The organism is Pseudomonas sp. DR48, assembly GCF_019823085.1.
Lineage (GTDB): Bacteria > Pseudomonadota > Gammaproteobacteria > Pseudomonadales > Pseudomonadaceae > Aquipseudomonas.
On record NZ_CP081946.1, the window covers coordinates 1,713,124 to 1,729,164 of the forward strand.

General features: G+C 61.3%; 12 protein-coding genes. 9 read left to right on the top strand and 3 right to left on the bottom strand.

Annotated elements, in window-relative coordinates; genetic code table 11:
- Position 1 precedes the first annotated feature (1 nt).
- From K5K95_RS07900 to K5K95_RS07935, 8 genes are read left to right on the top strand one after another with little or no spacing between them, the layout of a single operon-like run.
- A complete protein-coding gene (locus K5K95_RS07900) occupies positions 2-1,033 on the top strand; it encodes a hypothetical protein (protein WP_222589003.1) in 1,032 nt (343 codons plus the stop codon).
- A gap of 11 nt (positions 1,034-1,044) precedes the next feature.
- The gene (locus K5K95_RS07905; RefSeq protein WP_409999715.1) at positions 1,045-3,024 is read left to right on the top strand and encodes a vWA domain-containing protein; all 1,980 of its coding nucleotides are present in this window, start codon (positions 1,045-1,047) and stop codon (positions 3,022-3,024) included.
- 10 nt (positions 3,025-3,034) lie between these two features.
- The gene (locus K5K95_RS07910) at positions 3,035-3,736 is read left to right on the top strand and encodes an ABC transporter ATP-binding protein (RefSeq protein ID WP_208670897.1); all 702 of its coding nucleotides are present in this window, start codon (positions 3,035-3,037) and stop codon (positions 3,734-3,736) included.
- Positions 3,720-4,943 carry an ABC transporter permease gene (locus K5K95_RS07915; RefSeq protein ID WP_222589004.1) on the top strand — a complete coding sequence of 408 codons (1,224 nt, stop codon included), beginning with the start codon at positions 3,720-3,722 and terminating at the stop codon, positions 4,941-4,943. The genes K5K95_RS07910 and K5K95_RS07915 overlap by 17 nt, the downstream gene beginning before the upstream one ends.
- Positions 4,933-6,477, top strand: coding sequence for an SUMF1/EgtB/PvdO family nonheme iron enzyme (locus tag K5K95_RS07920; RefSeq protein ID WP_222589005.1), 1,545 nt, complete (start codon positions 4,933-4,935; stop codon positions 6,475-6,477). The genes K5K95_RS07915 and K5K95_RS07920 overlap by 11 nt, the downstream gene beginning before the upstream one ends.
- A 46-nt stretch (positions 6,478-6,523) precedes the next feature.
- The gene (locus tag K5K95_RS07925) at positions 6,524-7,258 is read left to right on the top strand and encodes a hypothetical protein (RefSeq protein WP_222589006.1); all 735 of its coding nucleotides are present in this window, start codon (positions 6,524-6,526) and stop codon (positions 7,256-7,258) included.
- 4 nt (positions 7,259-7,262) lie between these two features.
- Entirely contained in the window at positions 7,263-7,769 is a 507-nt protein-coding gene (locus tag K5K95_RS07930; RefSeq protein ID WP_222589007.1) for a hypothetical protein, read from the top strand.
- 57 nt (positions 7,770-7,826) lie between these two features.
- Positions 7,827-9,260 carry a vWA domain-containing protein gene (locus tag K5K95_RS07935; RefSeq protein WP_222589008.1) on the top strand — a complete coding sequence of 478 codons (1,434 nt, stop codon included), beginning with the start codon at positions 7,827-7,829 and terminating at the stop codon, positions 9,258-9,260.
- Positions 9,261-9,374: 114 nt separating this feature from the next.
- On the opposite strand, the gene K5K95_RS07940 is transcribed toward K5K95_RS07935, so the two are convergent.
- Both K5K95_RS07940 and K5K95_RS07945 read right to left on the bottom strand, forming a co-directional pair.
- Positions 9,375-11,351, bottom strand: a complete 1,977-nt coding sequence (locus K5K95_RS07940; RefSeq protein WP_222589009.1) for a methyl-accepting chemotaxis protein — start codon at positions 11,349-11,351, stop codon at positions 9,375-9,377.
- Between the two features lie 180 nt (positions 11,352-11,531).
- A complete protein-coding gene (locus K5K95_RS07945; protein WP_222589010.1) occupies positions 11,532-12,452 on the bottom strand; it encodes a LysR substrate-binding domain-containing protein in 921 nt (306 codons plus the stop codon).
- 178 nt (positions 12,453-12,630) lie between these two features.
- On the opposite strand from K5K95_RS07945, the gene K5K95_RS07950 reads away from it, so the two are divergent.
- The gene (locus K5K95_RS07950) at positions 12,631-14,025 is read left to right on the top strand and encodes a NorM family multidrug efflux MATE transporter (protein ID WP_222589011.1); all 1,395 of its coding nucleotides are present in this window, start codon (positions 12,631-12,633) and stop codon (positions 14,023-14,025) included.
- Between the two features lie 111 nt (positions 14,026-14,136).
- On the opposite strand, the gene K5K95_RS07955 is transcribed toward K5K95_RS07950, so the two are convergent.
- The gene (locus K5K95_RS07955; RefSeq protein WP_222589012.1) at positions 14,137-15,810 is read right to left on the bottom strand and encodes a putative bifunctional diguanylate cyclase/phosphodiesterase; all 1,674 of its coding nucleotides are present in this window, start codon (positions 15,808-15,810) and stop codon (positions 14,137-14,139) included.
- Positions 15,811-16,041: the final 231 nt, after the last annotated feature.

A 16,041-nucleotide genomic window follows, 5' to 3' on the forward strand; every position in this document is an offset into this window, starting at 1 on the left:
AATGCCAATTCGTGTCGACCTGCTCGCCTTAGAACCCAATGTGCCTGGCCAGGCCCGCCTCACTGTGAAGAAATGGCAGGGTGGCGAGGAACAGCTGGAGTTTTCCATTCAGCGTAACCAGGACGGTTTTTACCTCCAGGACCACAAGGCCTGGAGCAACAATCCATTCTGGTTCAAGGTCTCGCGTTTCAACGTCACGGCCAGCGGCGATGGCCTGGAAGCGCAGGTCGGCCCGGACGTGGTCGACCCGCTGCTCGAAGGTGGCGCCAACTCGCAATTCCAGATTGAACTGCGCGAGCAGAGCCACGGCCACACCGACAAAGGCGTGGTTCGCCCAGGCGTTGGCGTGTTGCCGTCCACGGCCGGCGGCCAGACGCGCTCGACGTATGGCGGCGCCGAACTGACCGCGCCGAGTGCACCGGCACCGGAAATCCTGGAAATCCCGGAGCTGCCTGAGCTGGTCCTGTCCTCCGCCGAGCCCGAAGTGGAGCTGGAGTCAGTGCCCCACGAGCCCGACTACGCACCACCTCCCCGTCCGGTGAAGAAAAGCAACAAAGGCCTGATCGGCCTGCTGATTGTCGTGCTGTTGTTGCTGGCTGCGGGTGGCGGATTCTGGTTCTACAAACGCACCCCGGCGCCTGCCCCGGTGGCCGCCAACCCTGCCGCCGCACCGGCCGGCGCTGATGCTCAAGCCTGTACCGTGGAGAGCATGAACAGCCTGCCTGAATTGACCTTCGTCCAGACCTGCATCAAGGCGGCGCCCGACAGTGCCAAGTTGCTGGAGATCATCAACCAGGCCAAGGCCGGCAAACACTGCGGCGTCGCCCAACGGCTGTACGCCAACCGTGCCCAGGCCGGTGACGCGCTGATCGCCAACGCTTACGCCCGCGAATACGACCCTAAATACCTGAAGGCCAGCGAGTGCTTCCCGACTGCCGACAACGCCACCGCCGCCTATTGGTACGAAACCATCCTCACCCAGGACCCGAACAACACCGAAGCCAAGCAGCGTTTCGAGGAGTTGCAGAAGTGATGCGCTCTCCCATGAGTCGATTCCTGCTGAGCGGCGCCGCCCTGTTGGCGCTGTGCATCAGCCCGCTGTCCCAGGCCGATGACAAACCGCTGATCCAGGCTGGTAAAAAAACCTTGTTCCAGCGCGTGCTGACCACCCCCGGCTGCAAGATCAGCCCGACGGCGGGCGGTGCCGCCGGTGACGAACAGCCGGTGTTCAGCCGCTTTTATGTGTACGAACGCGCCCAAGCGAACAACGCGGAATGGCTGAAAGTCGGCCCCGACAGTTATGGCAAAACCATTGGCTGGTTGCCCGCCGGCTGCACCACCGACTGGAAAATGCAGCTGACGCTGGCCTTCACGAACCCGGCCAACCGCGACCGGCTGCTGTTTTTCAAGGACCGCGCCACCGTCGTAGGCATCCTTGATGCGCCGGACCCGGTCAGCAAAGTCGCGCCACTGCGGGCCACACTGAAAAAAGGCCAAAAAGCACCGGGCGTACTGGCTGAAGAACCTGAATACTTTGTCGACCTGCAAAAGCAGTTCTACCTGCTGCCGGTGCTCAGTGGCGAAGAAGTCATGACCGAAAGCGGTTTCCGCACGCGCCTGCTCAACGTCGCGTCAGTCAGCAAGCCGGATGACAAGAATGCCACAGGCGGTGCGGCAAACATCGCGGCCGGCGGCAAGGCAGCAGCGGACAAAACGTCCAACCAACTGAAAGAATTCAGTGCGGCGGTGGTGTTTGTCATCGACTCGACGATTTCGATGGACCCGTACATCGACCGCACCCGCGAGGCGATCCGCAAGGTTTATCAGCAGATCGAAGCGCAGAACCTCGGCAAGCAGGTCAAGTTCGGCATGGTCGCTTTCCGCTCCAACACCCAAGCGGTGCCGGGGCTCGAATACACCACCAAGATGTACGCCGACCCTACCAAGGTGAAAGACAGCGCCGACTTCCTCGCCAAGGTCGCCGACCTCAAGCAGGCCAAAGTCTCCAGCAGCAGCTTCGATGAAGACGCCTTTGCCGGTGTCATGGAGAGCATCGACAAGGTCGACTGGAGCCAGTTCGGCGCACGCTACGTGGTGCTGATCACCGACGCAGGCGCCATCGAAGGCGACGACAAATTGTCGAAGACCGGTTTGAGCGCCTCGCAGGTTCGCCTCGAAGCGGCCAATCCGGGCGTGGCGATCTACACGCTGCACCTGAAAACCCCAGCCGGGGTCAAGGATCACGCCAAGGCCGAGGCGCAGTACCGGAACCTGTCGACCTACCCAGGCACCAACACCTCGCTGTATTACCCGGTGAACGCCGGTGACGTTCAGGAGTTCGGGCACAAGGTCGACGCCTTGGCCACCGCGATCACCTCCCAGGTGAAAGCCGCCTACATGGGTGAAGACGCCATCGGCAGCGCCGCGAACGCCAAGCAGGACCCGGCCGAGAAGAAAATGCTTGAGGACGCGGCCCTGATCGGCCACGCCATGCAACTGGCCTATCTAGGTGAGAAGACCAACAGCAAGGCGCCGCCAGTGTTCAAGGCGTGGATCACCGACCGTGACCTGATCAAGCAGAACATCCCCACCACCGACGTGCGGGTGCTGCTGACCAAGTCCCAGCTCAGCGACCTGAGCGACGTGATGAAGAAAATTCTCGACGCTGCCAACGAAGGCCTGATTTCGCCGACGGAAATGTTCGATCGCCTGCGTTCGGTAGCCGCGACCATGGGCGCCGACCCCAATCAGCTCAAGCAGAACAGCAACGCCAAACTGGCGGACATGGGAGTGCTCGGTGAGTACCTGGAGGACCTGCCCTATCAGAGCGAAGTGCTGAACCTGGACGAAGAAACCTGGAAGAGCTGGGACGGTCTGGCGCAAGAGAAATTCATCCGAACGCTGAACACCAAACTTCGGCATTACCAGCGTTACAACGCTGACGTCGACCGTTGGGTGGCTTTAGCCAAGGACAGCGATGCGCGGGATAACGTGTACCCCGTGCCACTGGAAATGATGCCTTAACGAGACGCTGATGCTCGATATCAAGAACCTGCTGGTGCGCCGTGGTGAAGGCGCGCTGGCCCATCACGTGCGCCTGCCCCACTTGCAGATCGGTGCCGGGGAAATCCTCGCCATTACCGGCGAGAGCGGCAGCGGCAAAAGCACGTTGCTCGAAGCCATCGGCCTATTGCTGGCGCCGATGGAGCTCGAGCGGTTTCGGTTGGGCGCGGCGCAGGGTCAGGATATCGCCCAACTGCTTGCCAACGACGACCAGCCAGCCCTGGCGACCGTGCGCTCGCGACACTTGGGGTTCATTTTGCAGAGTGGCGGCTTGCTGCCGTTCCTGAGCGTGCGGGACAACATCAGCCTGCCGCGCCGGTTGCTCGGGATGCCGGCAAAGAGCGAGCACATCGACCATGCGGTTGACGTGTTGCGCCTGCAAGGATTGCTGGATAAACAACCCCAGGCCTTGTCGATCGGCGAGCGTCAGCGCGTTGCCTGCGTGCGGGCAATTGCCCATGAACCGTTGTTGCTGTTGGCCGACGAACCCACCGCTGCGCTCGACCCCCACAGCGCCCGGCGCTTGTTCGAGTTGTTGCTGAGCCTGGTGTCGAGCATGGGTTTGAGCGCGCTCGTTGTGTCCCATGACTGGGCCTTGCTGAAGGATTTCGGCTTGCCGCGACTCGGTGCGATCAGCCGTGAGGGAGAGACATCGTTTGAACCGATGGACTGAACGACTGCGCCTGCTGGTCTCACTGGCCCTGCAAGACCTCTGGCACGACCGCAAGGTCTCGCTGTGCATCGCCGCGTCGCTGGTGGCTGTGATTGCGCCGTTGTTGCTGCTGTTCGGGCTCAAGCACGGGGTGGTCAGCCAGTTGCAGGACGAACTGCTGCGCGACCCGCGCAACCTTGAAGTGAAGATGCTCAGCAACGGCAACTACGACACGGCCTGGATCGAGCGTTTGCGCCTGCGCCCCGAAACCGGTTTTGCCCTCGGCCAGACGCGCTCGCTCAATACCCAGGCTGACCTGCTGATCGGCATGCAACGGTTTGTAGAAGGCGCCGAGATCATCGCCACCGAACCGGGCGATCCACAGCTGAACCTGTCGTCGCTCATCCCTGTCGGTAATCAAGTGATCCTCAGCGCCAGCGCCGCGCAACGTTTACAAGCCAAGGCCGGCGACAGTGTGCAACTGCGTGCGTTGCGTCGTCTGGAAGGTGTCAATGAACGAGGAGAGATGACCCTGACGGTACTGGCGGTGCTCGACGGCGCCCGCTTCGGCCGCGCGGCCGGGTTTGTCGCCCCGCCGCTGCTGCTGGATCTGGAGCGCTTTCGCGACGGTTATCAGGTCAGCGCATTCGGCATCGAAACCGGCAAGCCTCTGGGCGATCTGCAACCGCTGTATGCCCGTGCTCGCGTCTATGCCCGTGACATCGATCAAGTCGCACCGCTGGAGCATTGGCTCAACGAACAACACATCGAAACGTCGAGCCGGTTGGCCGACATCGACAACGTCAAAGCCATCAACCATGTGCTGGGGCTGATCTTCGGTGTGATCGCCATGGCGGCGCTGATTGGCTGCGTGGCGTCAATGGTCGGCGCGTTTCTGGCCAACATCGACCGCAAACGCAAAAGTCTCGCGGTCCTGCGTCTGTTAGGTTTCAAGCGTCGTGCTGTTGGCGGTTTCGTGGTCCTGCAAGCGCTGGCACTGAGCCTGGCCGGCTACGTTGGCGGACTGGGGTTTTATGCCGTCGGCAGTCATCTGTTCGACTATTTGCTCGGCAGCAGTCAGGCCACCGGCACCTTCGTTTGCCACATCACTGTCTGGCATGGCCTTGCCGCCCTGCTCCTGACTTTTTTGGTCGCTGCATTGGTGGCCGTGATCGGCGCCCTACGAGCCATCAACATCCAACCTGCGGAGAGTCTGCGTGAGCTATAAACGTTTTGGCTTGCTGTTACCCCTGAGCCTCGGCTATTTGCTCGACGCCTCGGCGGCGGGCTGGGAAGAGAAGCTTTACAACCCGATGCCGGACGCTGCCGATGTGGTGCTGCCGATGCCCTGCGAAGGCTCGATGGTGTTTCGCAAGGTGTTCATCCCGGTGGCCGGGCCGCTCGACGACTACCCGATCAACATTGGTCAGGACGGCGCGGAATACGGCTACGTCGAACAGACTCGACCGACGTTCATCGCCGGTAGCTTTACGGGCGGCAAGAACGACAAATCCCGCTATTACCTGATGGCCAAGTACGAGATGAGTCAGCTGCAATACGCCGCGCTGACCGAAGCCACCTGCCCCACCGCCGCCACCAAACTGCGCGTGCCCCAGACGGCCGTGAGCTGGGTGCAAGCCATCGAAGCCGCCGACAAATACAACCTGTGGCTGCGCAAAAACGCTGCCGACAAGTTGCCCAAGGAAGACGGCGCGCAGGGCTTCTTGCGCTTGCCGACTGAAGTGGAGTGGGAGTTCGCCGCGCGCGGTGGGCTGGAAGTCGGTGCTGCAGAGTTTCGCGACACGCACTACCCAATGCCTGAGGGCATCAATGCCTATGAGTGGTTCGCCGGGGCGCAATCGTCCAACGGCAAAGTGCAGTTGTCCGGTCTGCAAAAGCCCAATCCGTTGGGTCTGCATGACATGCTCGGCAACGTCGACGAAATGATGTTCGAGCCGTTTCGCCTGAACAAACTTGATCGCCAGCACGGTCAGGCCGGCGGCTATGTGGTGCGCGGTGGCAACTACTTGACCGCCCAGGCCGACCTGCGCACCGCGCTGCGCAAGGAAGAGCCGTATTACAACGCCGAAGGCCAGGTGAAAAACAAAACCACCGGCCTGCGCCTGGTGCTGGTCTCGCCGACCCTGACTTCTCGCGAGCGTGTCGCCAGCATCGAAAGCAGCTGGAAAAAACTCGGCACCGGCAGCAAGGAAACCGAATCGGCCGACAAAGGCACGGTGCAATCCCTGAACTCGCTGGCCTCGGGCGTGGAAGACAAGGCGCTCAAGGAAAAACTCCAGGCCCTGGAAAACCAACTGCGCGCCAGCAACCAGCAGCAGGAAGAAACCCGCGACCAGGCGATCCGCGCCAGCCTCAACCTCGGTGCGTTCCTGTGCACCAAGATGCTCGACGACGGCCAGTACTTGGACTTCCTGCAAAAAAACTACAAGCTCAATTGCGAAGCGGCGGAAAGGGACGCCAGTTGCGACATGCGCAAAGGCAAGCTCGACGAACAGAAGGATCGCCTGCACAAACTCAGCCGTTACTATGCGAGCAGCCTGGTGGAATCAGCGACCTTATACGGCCAGCCGCTGCTTGAAGCGCAGGTCCCGGTGATGGAAGAAATCATCACCCGCAACAAACAGCTGCAAGAACTCAAACCCTATTTGCGCACCCACTGGGCCAATCAGAAGACCTTTCTGCAAAAGCAGAAAATCGACACGGACGCCTGGCTGACCAGTTGCAAAACCGTCACTCAATAACTCACCTCAACAAAAACAGTTAACACCGTCATCAAGGAGTCTCACCATGTCGCGCAGCCTTTGGACTCGCTTCAAGCTACAGATCGCTTTCGTTGTCGCCGGCAGCTTGCTGCTGACTGGTTGCGCCAACACCGGTAGCTCCATGCTCGGCGACAGCGACGGAACCGACCCCCGCCTGACCCAGGGCCAGGACGCTCAGTTCTTCAGCAAGTCCGGCTACCAGGCCTGCGCCGTCGGTGCCGGTGTCGGCATCCTCGCTTGCGCACTGTCCAACAGCAACAACAAGGGTGTGTGCGCCATCGCCGCCGGTATTACCGCGTGTGGCGTGGCCATGGGCGCGAACTACTATCTGGATCAGCGTCGCAGCGAATACGCCGACACCTCAACCCGCTTGGCAAAAATGAACAGCGACGTCGAACAAGACACCCAGAACGTGATCGCCCGTACCGCGACTGCTCAGCAAGTGATCAATGATGATCAGGCGAAAATTGCCCAGATCAAAAAGGACATCGCCAACAAGAAAGTCAACAAGAGCCAGGCCCAGGCGCAAATCGCCGAGATCGATTCCAACATCGCGCGCCTGCGCAAAGACCTCGGCAACATGCGCGTCAAAGTCACCGAGTACACCAAGGTGGCAGACGCCGAGCGTGCACAAGGCGCCACCGGCGCCGAGATCAAGCAGGTGGACATGAACATTAAGAAAATGAACCAGAAAGTCGCCACCCTGCAAAAGGAAGTCGACGGTCTGTACTCCCAGCGCTCCGCGATCACCTTGGGCTAAGCACATGACGTTACGACCACTGGCGGTCCTTACCGCCGTCCTGGCTTTGAGCGGTTGCGCGACCAAGCCCGGCGAATGCGATGCGACCAATCGCGACAGCAGCATGCTGACCAAAATGAACTGCGACTACTCCGGTGGCTACAGCGATCAGGTCAAGCAGAAAGAACAGGCCCTGTCAGCCTCTCGCCAGGAAAACGCCATGTTCCGCCAGGTCTACGAGAACATTCAGGCCCAGCAACTAAGCACCAAGACCGACCTGGCCAGCCAGCAGAAATCCCAGGCGGCGCTGAACCAGTCGCTGAGTCAGTTGCTGTCCTCCCTGAAAGCCCGGCATGCCAATGAAAGCCAGGTGCAGAAGCAGATCGCCGGGCTTGAGCAGCAGCTCAAGGCCTCGCAGGCGGCGCCCGTGACCAAGGCCTCGCCCGCGACGCTGGCCGCCAAGCAGGAGCAGCTGAAGGTCTTGCAGAAAAAGGTCAACCAACTGCAATTCAGCCTCGGTTACGAAGAGTAACTTTTCACCCCGCCGGCCTCCCGAGGGAGGCCGGTACCTTTTTCAGGAATCGTCGTCATGCAGCGGGTCATCAGGGATGCGCAAGCCACACCGGAGGGGATGAGTGCGCTGCAAGCCAAAGTCGCCCTCATCCAGAAACACTTTCCGCCGACCGTCGCCAGCCTCTTCGCCATTCCGCGAATGGGCAGCGGTGACGTGCTGGAATGGTGGACCGAACTGGGTGGTCAACCCACGCCCTATGCCGACCTCAACGAGGACGCGCAACGACGTTTGCTGGAAACCTATGAAGTGCGTCAAACGTCCCTAGGACAGCTGGCGGACGAACTGCAAAGACGCGGTCAATCGACGGAAGCGCAAGACCTGCGCAGCCTGCTCGGCACGCCCGAACTGGACAAGCTTTACAGTCTTAATGGCGAGCCGCTGGTGGTGCGCTGGAACCAGCGTCCGCCCAAACCGATCGTGCCGCCGGTGGTTCCTGTCGTGCCGGTCGTACCGCCGTCGCGCCGTGGCTGGTGGATTGCGGCGGCCCTGCTGGCGCTGCTGTTGTTGCTTCTGGCGCTATGGCTCTGGTGGTTCCTGCACCGTGAACCGGTTGTCGTGGTTCCACCGGTAGCGCCGGTGGTGACGCCTGTGGAGAAACCGGTAGAGAAACCGGCTGAACCGGTTCCCGAGCCTGTCGTGGAACCGGAACCTGCTCCGGAACCAGAACCGGTGCCCGAACCAAAACCAGTGCCGCCGCCCAAGCCGGTCCTACCACCAAAACCGGTCGCGCCGCCGCCACCGCCACCACCACCTCCACCTCCAGCCCCGACGCTGGATAACTACGCATGCCGCAAAAAAGCGCCTGATGCCGTGCCCCCGCAATTTGTCGTGGTACTGGACACCTCGGGTTCGATGGATTTGAACATCAAGTCGGTGAAAGCCGACGAGGACTGGTTCTTCGGCAACGAGCTGAACAAGTACCTGGACCCGAACCGCACCATGCAGATCTTCGCCAAGCCCAGCCGCATGGACGTCGCCAAGGAATCGCTGGCGGGCATGATCAATGGGCTGGACCCGAAGATCGACACGCGCCTGATCACCTTCGCCGGTTGCGAAAGAACACCGGACCAGGGCGTGTTCAAGCTTGGCGACCGCCCGCGGCTGATCAACGGGATTCGCGGCCTGGTTCCCAACGATGGCACACCACTGGCTGACAGCCTGGCCTACGCCGCCAGCAAGGTCGACGGGCGCAATAACGATGCAGTGATCGTGATGTTCGTCGACGGCGAGGACGGTTGCAATAAAGACGCCTGCGCGGTATCCCGTCGCATCGCCAGGGAACAGCCACGCCTGCGGGTCAACGTGGTGAAAATCGGCACCGGTGGCCCGTCACGTTGCATCGCTGAAAATACCGGTGGCCGGGTTTACAGCAGCACCAATGCGGCTGAGCTGGGTAGCCAGTTGAAACAGGCGACGAAGGAAGTGTCGAGTAATGCCAAGTGTGATTGATCGCTCGACTTGAAGATTGAGGTGAGGCCAATCGCGAGCAGGCTCGCTCCCACAGGATATGTGTTGTTCACAAATCCAGTGTGGAGCCTGCTCGCGATAGCGGCTTCGGCCGCCTCAACGAAACCGGTCAACCTCTTGGCGCAAGTCCGCCGCCAGCTTCTCCAGCTCTTTGGCGGTAACGGCCAGGTTCGACACCACTTCACGCTGCTCGCTGTTGGCCAGCGCAATGCTTTGCAGGTTGCTGCTGAGCAAGGTCGCGGTGCTGCTCTGTTCCTGAGTCGCCGTGGTGATCGCCGCGAATTGCTCGCCGGCCGAGCGGCTTTGTTCGTCGATGCGCGCCAGGGCCGAGGCCACGTTGGCGTTACGCGACAGGCCTTCCTGCATTAACAGATTGCCTTGCTCCATGGTGCTGATCGCGTTACCGGTTTCCTGCTGGATGCTATGAATCATCACGGAAATTTCATCGGTGGCCTGGCGGGTGCGCGACGCCAGGTTGCGCACCTCATCGGCCACCACCGCAAAGCCGCGACCTTGCTCGCCGGCACGCGCCGCTTCGATGGCCGCGTTCAGCGCCAGCAGGTTGGTTTGTTCGGCGATCGAGGTAATCACGCCGACGATGCCGCCGATTTCCTGGGAGCGCTGGCCCAGGGTGTTGATCACGGTGGCGGTGCTGTTCAGGGCGCCAGCGATTTGCTCCAGAGACGAGGACGCTTCGTCCATCGAGGTGCGACCGATCTGGGTTTGTTGGGCGTTTTCCTGGGCCAGGCGCTGGGTGCTGCCCATGTTGTCGGCGATGTTCAGCGAGGTTGCACTGAACTCTTCCACGGCACCGGCCATGCTGGTGATTTCGCCAGACTGCTGCTCCATCCCTTCATAGGCACCGCCGGACAGGCCGGACAACGCCTGAGCGCGGCTGTTGACCTCGCCGGAGGCCTTGCGGATGTGCTCGACCATCGTCGACAGCGCTTGGCTCATCTGGTTGAAGGCGCGGGCCAGCTGACCAATCTCGTCATTGCTCGACACGTTCAGGCGAACGCTCAGATCACCGGCGCCCAGCGCTTCGGCCTGGCGCACCAGATCGCCCAGTGGTGCGAGTTTGCTGCGCAGCAACCAGACCGCCGAACCCACGGCAATCAACGTCGCCAGCAGACTGCCGATCGCCAGTTGAATGCCGACGCTCCAGGTCACGGCGCTGATTTCGGTTTTTGGCATGCTCGCCACCACCGACCAAGGGCCGCCGTCGAACGGCACGGCCACGCTGTAGAAGTCTTCGGACTTGTCGCTCCAGAAATCGCCCTTGCCCGGGTTTTTCGCCAGGCCGGTGATGGCCGGGACTGCTTTATCGAGCGCCTGCACGCCCGCAATCGGCACCAGCCACTTGTTCTGCTCATCCAGTAGCGCCAAGGAACCGGTCTGGCCGATGCGGAAGCGTTTGAGGTTTTCGAACTGCGCGTTCTGTGCATCGGTGTAATCGAACCCTACGAACAACACGGCAATCACCTTGCCGCTGCTGTCGCGTACAGGGGTGTACTGAGTCATGTAGGAGCGATCGAAGAGCAAGGCGCGACCGACGTAGCTCTGCCCCGCCATCAACCGCGCATAGGCCGGGTTGGCGTGATCCAGCAAGGTGCCGATGGCCCGGTTGCCATCCTGCTTGGTCAGGGAGGTACTGACCCGGACAAAGTCTTCGCCACTGCGCACGAACACTGTCGCGACGCCCGCCGTCATTTGCTTGAACTCGTCGACTTCCTTGAAGTTGTTGTTCAACACTTCGCTGCCCAGGTGCAAGCCCGGTGCCTGCGTACCCGCGACGGCCAACGGCTCATCCGGGTGCACGCTCAGACCCGCACTGAAGCGTTTCTCGAACAGGCCGGCCAGGCGCTGGGTACTTTCACGCAACGTGCCGTGAAAGGTGCTCAATTGGTCGGCCAGCAACCGGGCTTCGCTGGCCAGGTGCTCCTCGCGGGTGGCGAGGTTGGCGCTGTCCAGCGAGCGCAGGGCGAATACGGTACTGCCAGTGATGACAATCGCCAGAATCACGGCAAGCGCAAGACCAAGTTGTGAGGCGATCCGGGCACGGGGTTGAGACATGACAGCTCCTGGCCGAGCGACCAGATAATCCTGATCACGATGCACACTCGGCAATATTCAAAGGGAATTGCGACGAACCTGCACGAAGGTTCCATCTGCAGATATTCGGCGGCAAACCTTAATACTTGAGTAAAAAACGAGGATATGGCTCAAGGCCTCTACCACTGGGGCTCTATCGATTCAGCTCAGGTGATCGACATCCGGTAAATCCATGGCCCGGACCTCCCCGAGCAGGAAATCGCTGAGGCGGCGCAAACGTTCACCTCCCGGACGGGTTTTCGGCCAGACCAGGTAATAATTCTCACCGCTGGCCACGGCGGTCGGCCACGGCAAACTCAGACGACCCTGCGCGACATCTTCCGCCACCATCAGCAAGTCGCCCATGGATACGCCATAACCCCGGGCTGCGGCGATCATGCCCAGCTCCAGTGTGTCGAAGACCTGCCCGCCCTTGAGCGACACCTGATCATCCACGCCCATGCGCACCAGCCATGTGCGCCAGTCGCGGCGGTCCGGCGTCGGGTGCAGCAGTTCGGTGGTGGCCAGACGCGCAACGTCCCACGGCTGATCCTTCAACAGATTCGGCGCGCCCACGGGAATCAACTCCTCGGGAAACAACAGCGTCGCCTCCCAGTCCGGCGGGAAATGCCCGTTGCTGAGGATCACGGCGCAGTCGAACGGTTCTTGATTGAAGTCCACCGAGTCGATGTCCATCCAGGCGCTGGTCAGTTGCACCTCGTTGCCCGGCTGCAAGTGCCGAAAACGGCTGAGCCGCGCCAGCAGCCAGCGCATGGTCAGCGTCGAGGGGGCTTTCATGCGCAGGATGTCGTCTTCGGCGCGCAAGGTATTGCAGGCACGTTCCAGGGCGGTAAAACCTTCACGAATGCCAGGAAGAATCAGCCGCGCCGACTCGGTTAATTGCAGGTTGCGTCCGCTGCGGTGAAACAGACGACAGGCGAAATGCTCTTCGAGCGTACGAATATGCCGACTGACCGCACTTTGGGTGATCGACAGTTCTTCCGCCGCACGGGTAAACGAGCTATGCCGTGCCGCCGCTTCAAATGCGCGCAAGGCATACAAGGGTGGAAGACGACGGGACATCGGCAAAGCTCCTGAGGCGCAGTTGCACAACGTTAGCAGAAACTTGCCAGCATGAGTTTGACTCATGCCACCCATCCTTTTTATCCCTTTGTGCAATCCCCGTGAAGCGCCGAGAATCAGCGTTCTCCTGATTTCCTTGGGGTTTCCTTTTTCTCCTCGATAGTCGAGCGTGATGATCATGCAGCATCCAGCACGTACCGAACTCTGGGCCATCCTGCGGCTGGCGGGGCCGCTGATTGCCTCGCAGTTGGCGCACATGCTGATGGTCCTCACCGACACCTTGATGATGGCGCGCCTGAGTCCCGAAGCGCTGGCCGGCGGCGGCCTGGGTGCGGCGACGTATTCGTTTGTGTCGATCTTCTGCATCGGCGTGATCGCCGCCGTCGGCACCCTGGTGGCGATCCGTCAGGGCGCCGGCGATATCGTCGGTGCTGCGCGACTGACCCAGGCCGGGTTGTGGCTGGCGTGGCTGATGGCGCTGGTGGCCGGGTTGCTGCTGTGGAACCTCAAACCAGTGCTGCTGCTATTCGGCCAGACCGAAACCAACGTCCACGCTGCCGGCCAGTTCCTGCTGATCCTGCCTTTCGCCCTGCCCGGCTACCTGAGCTTCATGGCCCTGCGCGGATTCACCAGCGCCATCGGCCGGGCGACGCCGGTGATGGTCATCAGCCTGGGCGGCACCGTGGCCAACTTCCTGCTCAACTATGCGTTGATCACCGGGATGTTCGGCCTGCCAAAACTGGGCCTGATGGGCATCGGTCTGGTCACGGCCATCGTCGCCAACCTGATGGCCGTGGCGCTGGCGCTGCACATCCGTCGGCATCCAGCCTACGACGCTTATCCGCTGCGCCAGGGCCTGTCGCGGCCTAACCGTCAGTACTTGAAAGAGCTGTGGCGCCTCGGCCTGCCCATCGGTGGCACCTACGCGGTCGAAGTCGGGTTGTTTGCGTTCGCGGCGCTGTGCATGGGCACCATGGGCAGCACGCAACTGGCCGCGCACCAGATCGCCCTGCAGATTGTTTCCGTGGCGTTCATGGTACCGGCGGGGATTTCCTACGCGATCACCATGCGCATCGGCCAGCATTACGGCGCCGGGCAGTTGCTGGATGCGCGGCTGGCGGGTCGGGTCGGGATTGCGTTCGGGGCTGCATCGATGCTCGGGTTCGCGATGGTGTTCTGGTTCTTCCCCAATCAGTTGATCGGCTTGTTCCTGGACCACAACGACCCGGCATTTCGCGACGTCATCAACCTCGCTGTGAGCCTGCTGGCGGTCGCCGCATGGTTCGAGCTGTTCGACGGTACGCAAACGATCGCCATGGGCTGCATTCGCGGGCTCAAGGACGCCAAGACCACCTTCCTGGTCGGGCTCGGTTGCTATTGGCTGATCGGGGCACCGGCCGCATGGTGGATGGCGTTCAACTTGAACGGGGGGCCAACGGGCGTCTGGTGGGGGTTGGCGCTGGGCCTGGCGTGTGCGGCGGTAAGTCTGACGCTGGCGTTCGAGTGGAAGATGAAGCGGATGATTCGGCGCGAGCCTGTGTCGCAGCGTTTCGAGATCCCCCAGACCGAATGAAGATCCCCTGTGGGAGCGGGCTTGCTCGCGAAAGCGGTGCGCCAGTCAATGGGGATGTTAACTGACACACCGCTTTCGCGAGCAAGCCCGCTCCCACTTTTTTGACCGTGTTTAAACCATCACTTCCATCATCGGCTGCTGGTCGCTGTCAAATGTCAAATACTCAACCAGTTCCGTCAGCGGCAGCGGCTTGCTGATCAGGTAACCCTGCACCTGATCGCAACCAAACCCTCGCAGCAAATTCAGTTGTTCTGTGGTTTCCACACCTTCAGCGACCACTTCAAGATTGAGGTTGTGCGCCAGGTTGATCATCGCGTGCACCAGTTTGCGATTCTCTTCGCGCTCTTCCATGCCGCCGACAAAGCTCTTGTCGACCTTGAGCAAGGCAATCGGCAGGCTGTTGAGGTGCACGAAGGACGAGAACCCGGTGCCAAAGTCATCCAGAGAAAAGCGCACGCCCAGCCGCCCGAGGGCATCCATGGTCTGCTTCACCAGGTCGCTGCGGCGCATCACCGCGGTTTCGGTCAGTTCGAACTCCAGCCATTGCGCCTCGACGCCGCGCTCGGCAATCAGCCGGCTCAGGGTCGACAACAATTGGCTGTCCTGGAACTGACGGAACGACAGGTTGATCGCCATGTGCAACGCCGGCAAACCGCGCTCGCGCAGCGCCTGCATGTCGCGCAGGGCGCGGGAAATCACCCAGTAACCGAGCGGCACGATCAAACCGCTTTGCTCGGCCAGCGGCACGAATTCGCTGGGGGCCAACAAACCACGCTCGGCATGGCGCCAGCGCACCAGGGCTTCGAGGCCGACGATTTTGCCGTCCTCAAGGTTCAGGCGTGGCTGGTAATGCAACTCCAGTTCGTCACGACGCAAGGCCCGGCGCAGCTCGCTTTCGAGATCGGCCATGCTGCGGGCATTACGGTTGATGCGTTCATTGAAGATATGAAAGGTGCAGCCCTGAGTGCTTTTGGCTTGCTGCATGGCGATGTGCGCGTGCCACATCAGAGGGTCGGCGCCAGCCTGGGCCCGGGCATGGGCGATGCCCAGGCTGGAACCGATCAACAGGCTTTCGCCATCGACCCAATAAGGTTCGGCCAGGGCTTCGGTGATGCGTTCGGCCATCCATTCGGCGCGTTGCGGCGCACGACGGGTGTCGATCAGCAGAGCGAATTCGTCGCTGCCCAGTCGTGCCAGTTGATCGCTGGCCTCAAGCTGACTTTTCAGCCGCGCGACCACTTGCAGGATCAACCGGTCGCCGGCCTGATGGCCGAGGGCATCGTTGGCGTGACGGAAGTTGTCGAGATCCAGGTGCCCGAGGGCCAGGCCGCGGCCGTCGTTTTCCGCCAGACGCGCTGCCAGCAAGGTCTGGAAACCCTGACGGTTGGCGATGCCGGTGAGCGGGTCTTGCTCGGCCAGACGCTGCAAGGTGTTTTCCAGCACACCGCGCTCACGCACGTGGCGCAGGCAACGGCGCAGCATGCCGGGATCGAGATGATCGCGCACCAACCAGTCGCTCACGCCATCGGGCGGCGACGTCGGTTCGTGCTCGAGCAGCAACACCGTCGGCAGGTTGCAACGGCCGGGCGCAGGCTGAAGAGCAGGAACCGTCAACAACACCGCACCGCGGTTGTCATCGAACAGACTGCTGACCGAGTCCCAACTCGGAGCGCTGATGAGCACGGCCGAGCTCCCCATCGGAGCCAGACACTCGCGCAACAACGCTGCCCACGCTGGCTCTTCGGCCAGTAGCAGCAAACGCAAGGGTTCGACAGGCGTAGACAAGCTAGCTCCCTAGACTCTGCAAAGATGTAGGCGGCAGGCATTATGCCGCGCCGCCAACCAATGACCAACTGACATCAGTTTTCAAGCGAGGCTTTGTGTCTGGAATACGAACATTAGCCGCATATTCACCGCGCATCCTGCTTGAAAGTATCAAAACCGGCAAATAGAGATAGCGCAGTACGTCACAAGTCGGAGAGAGCAGCACAATTCGCTGAGCCTGTTAAAATGCCG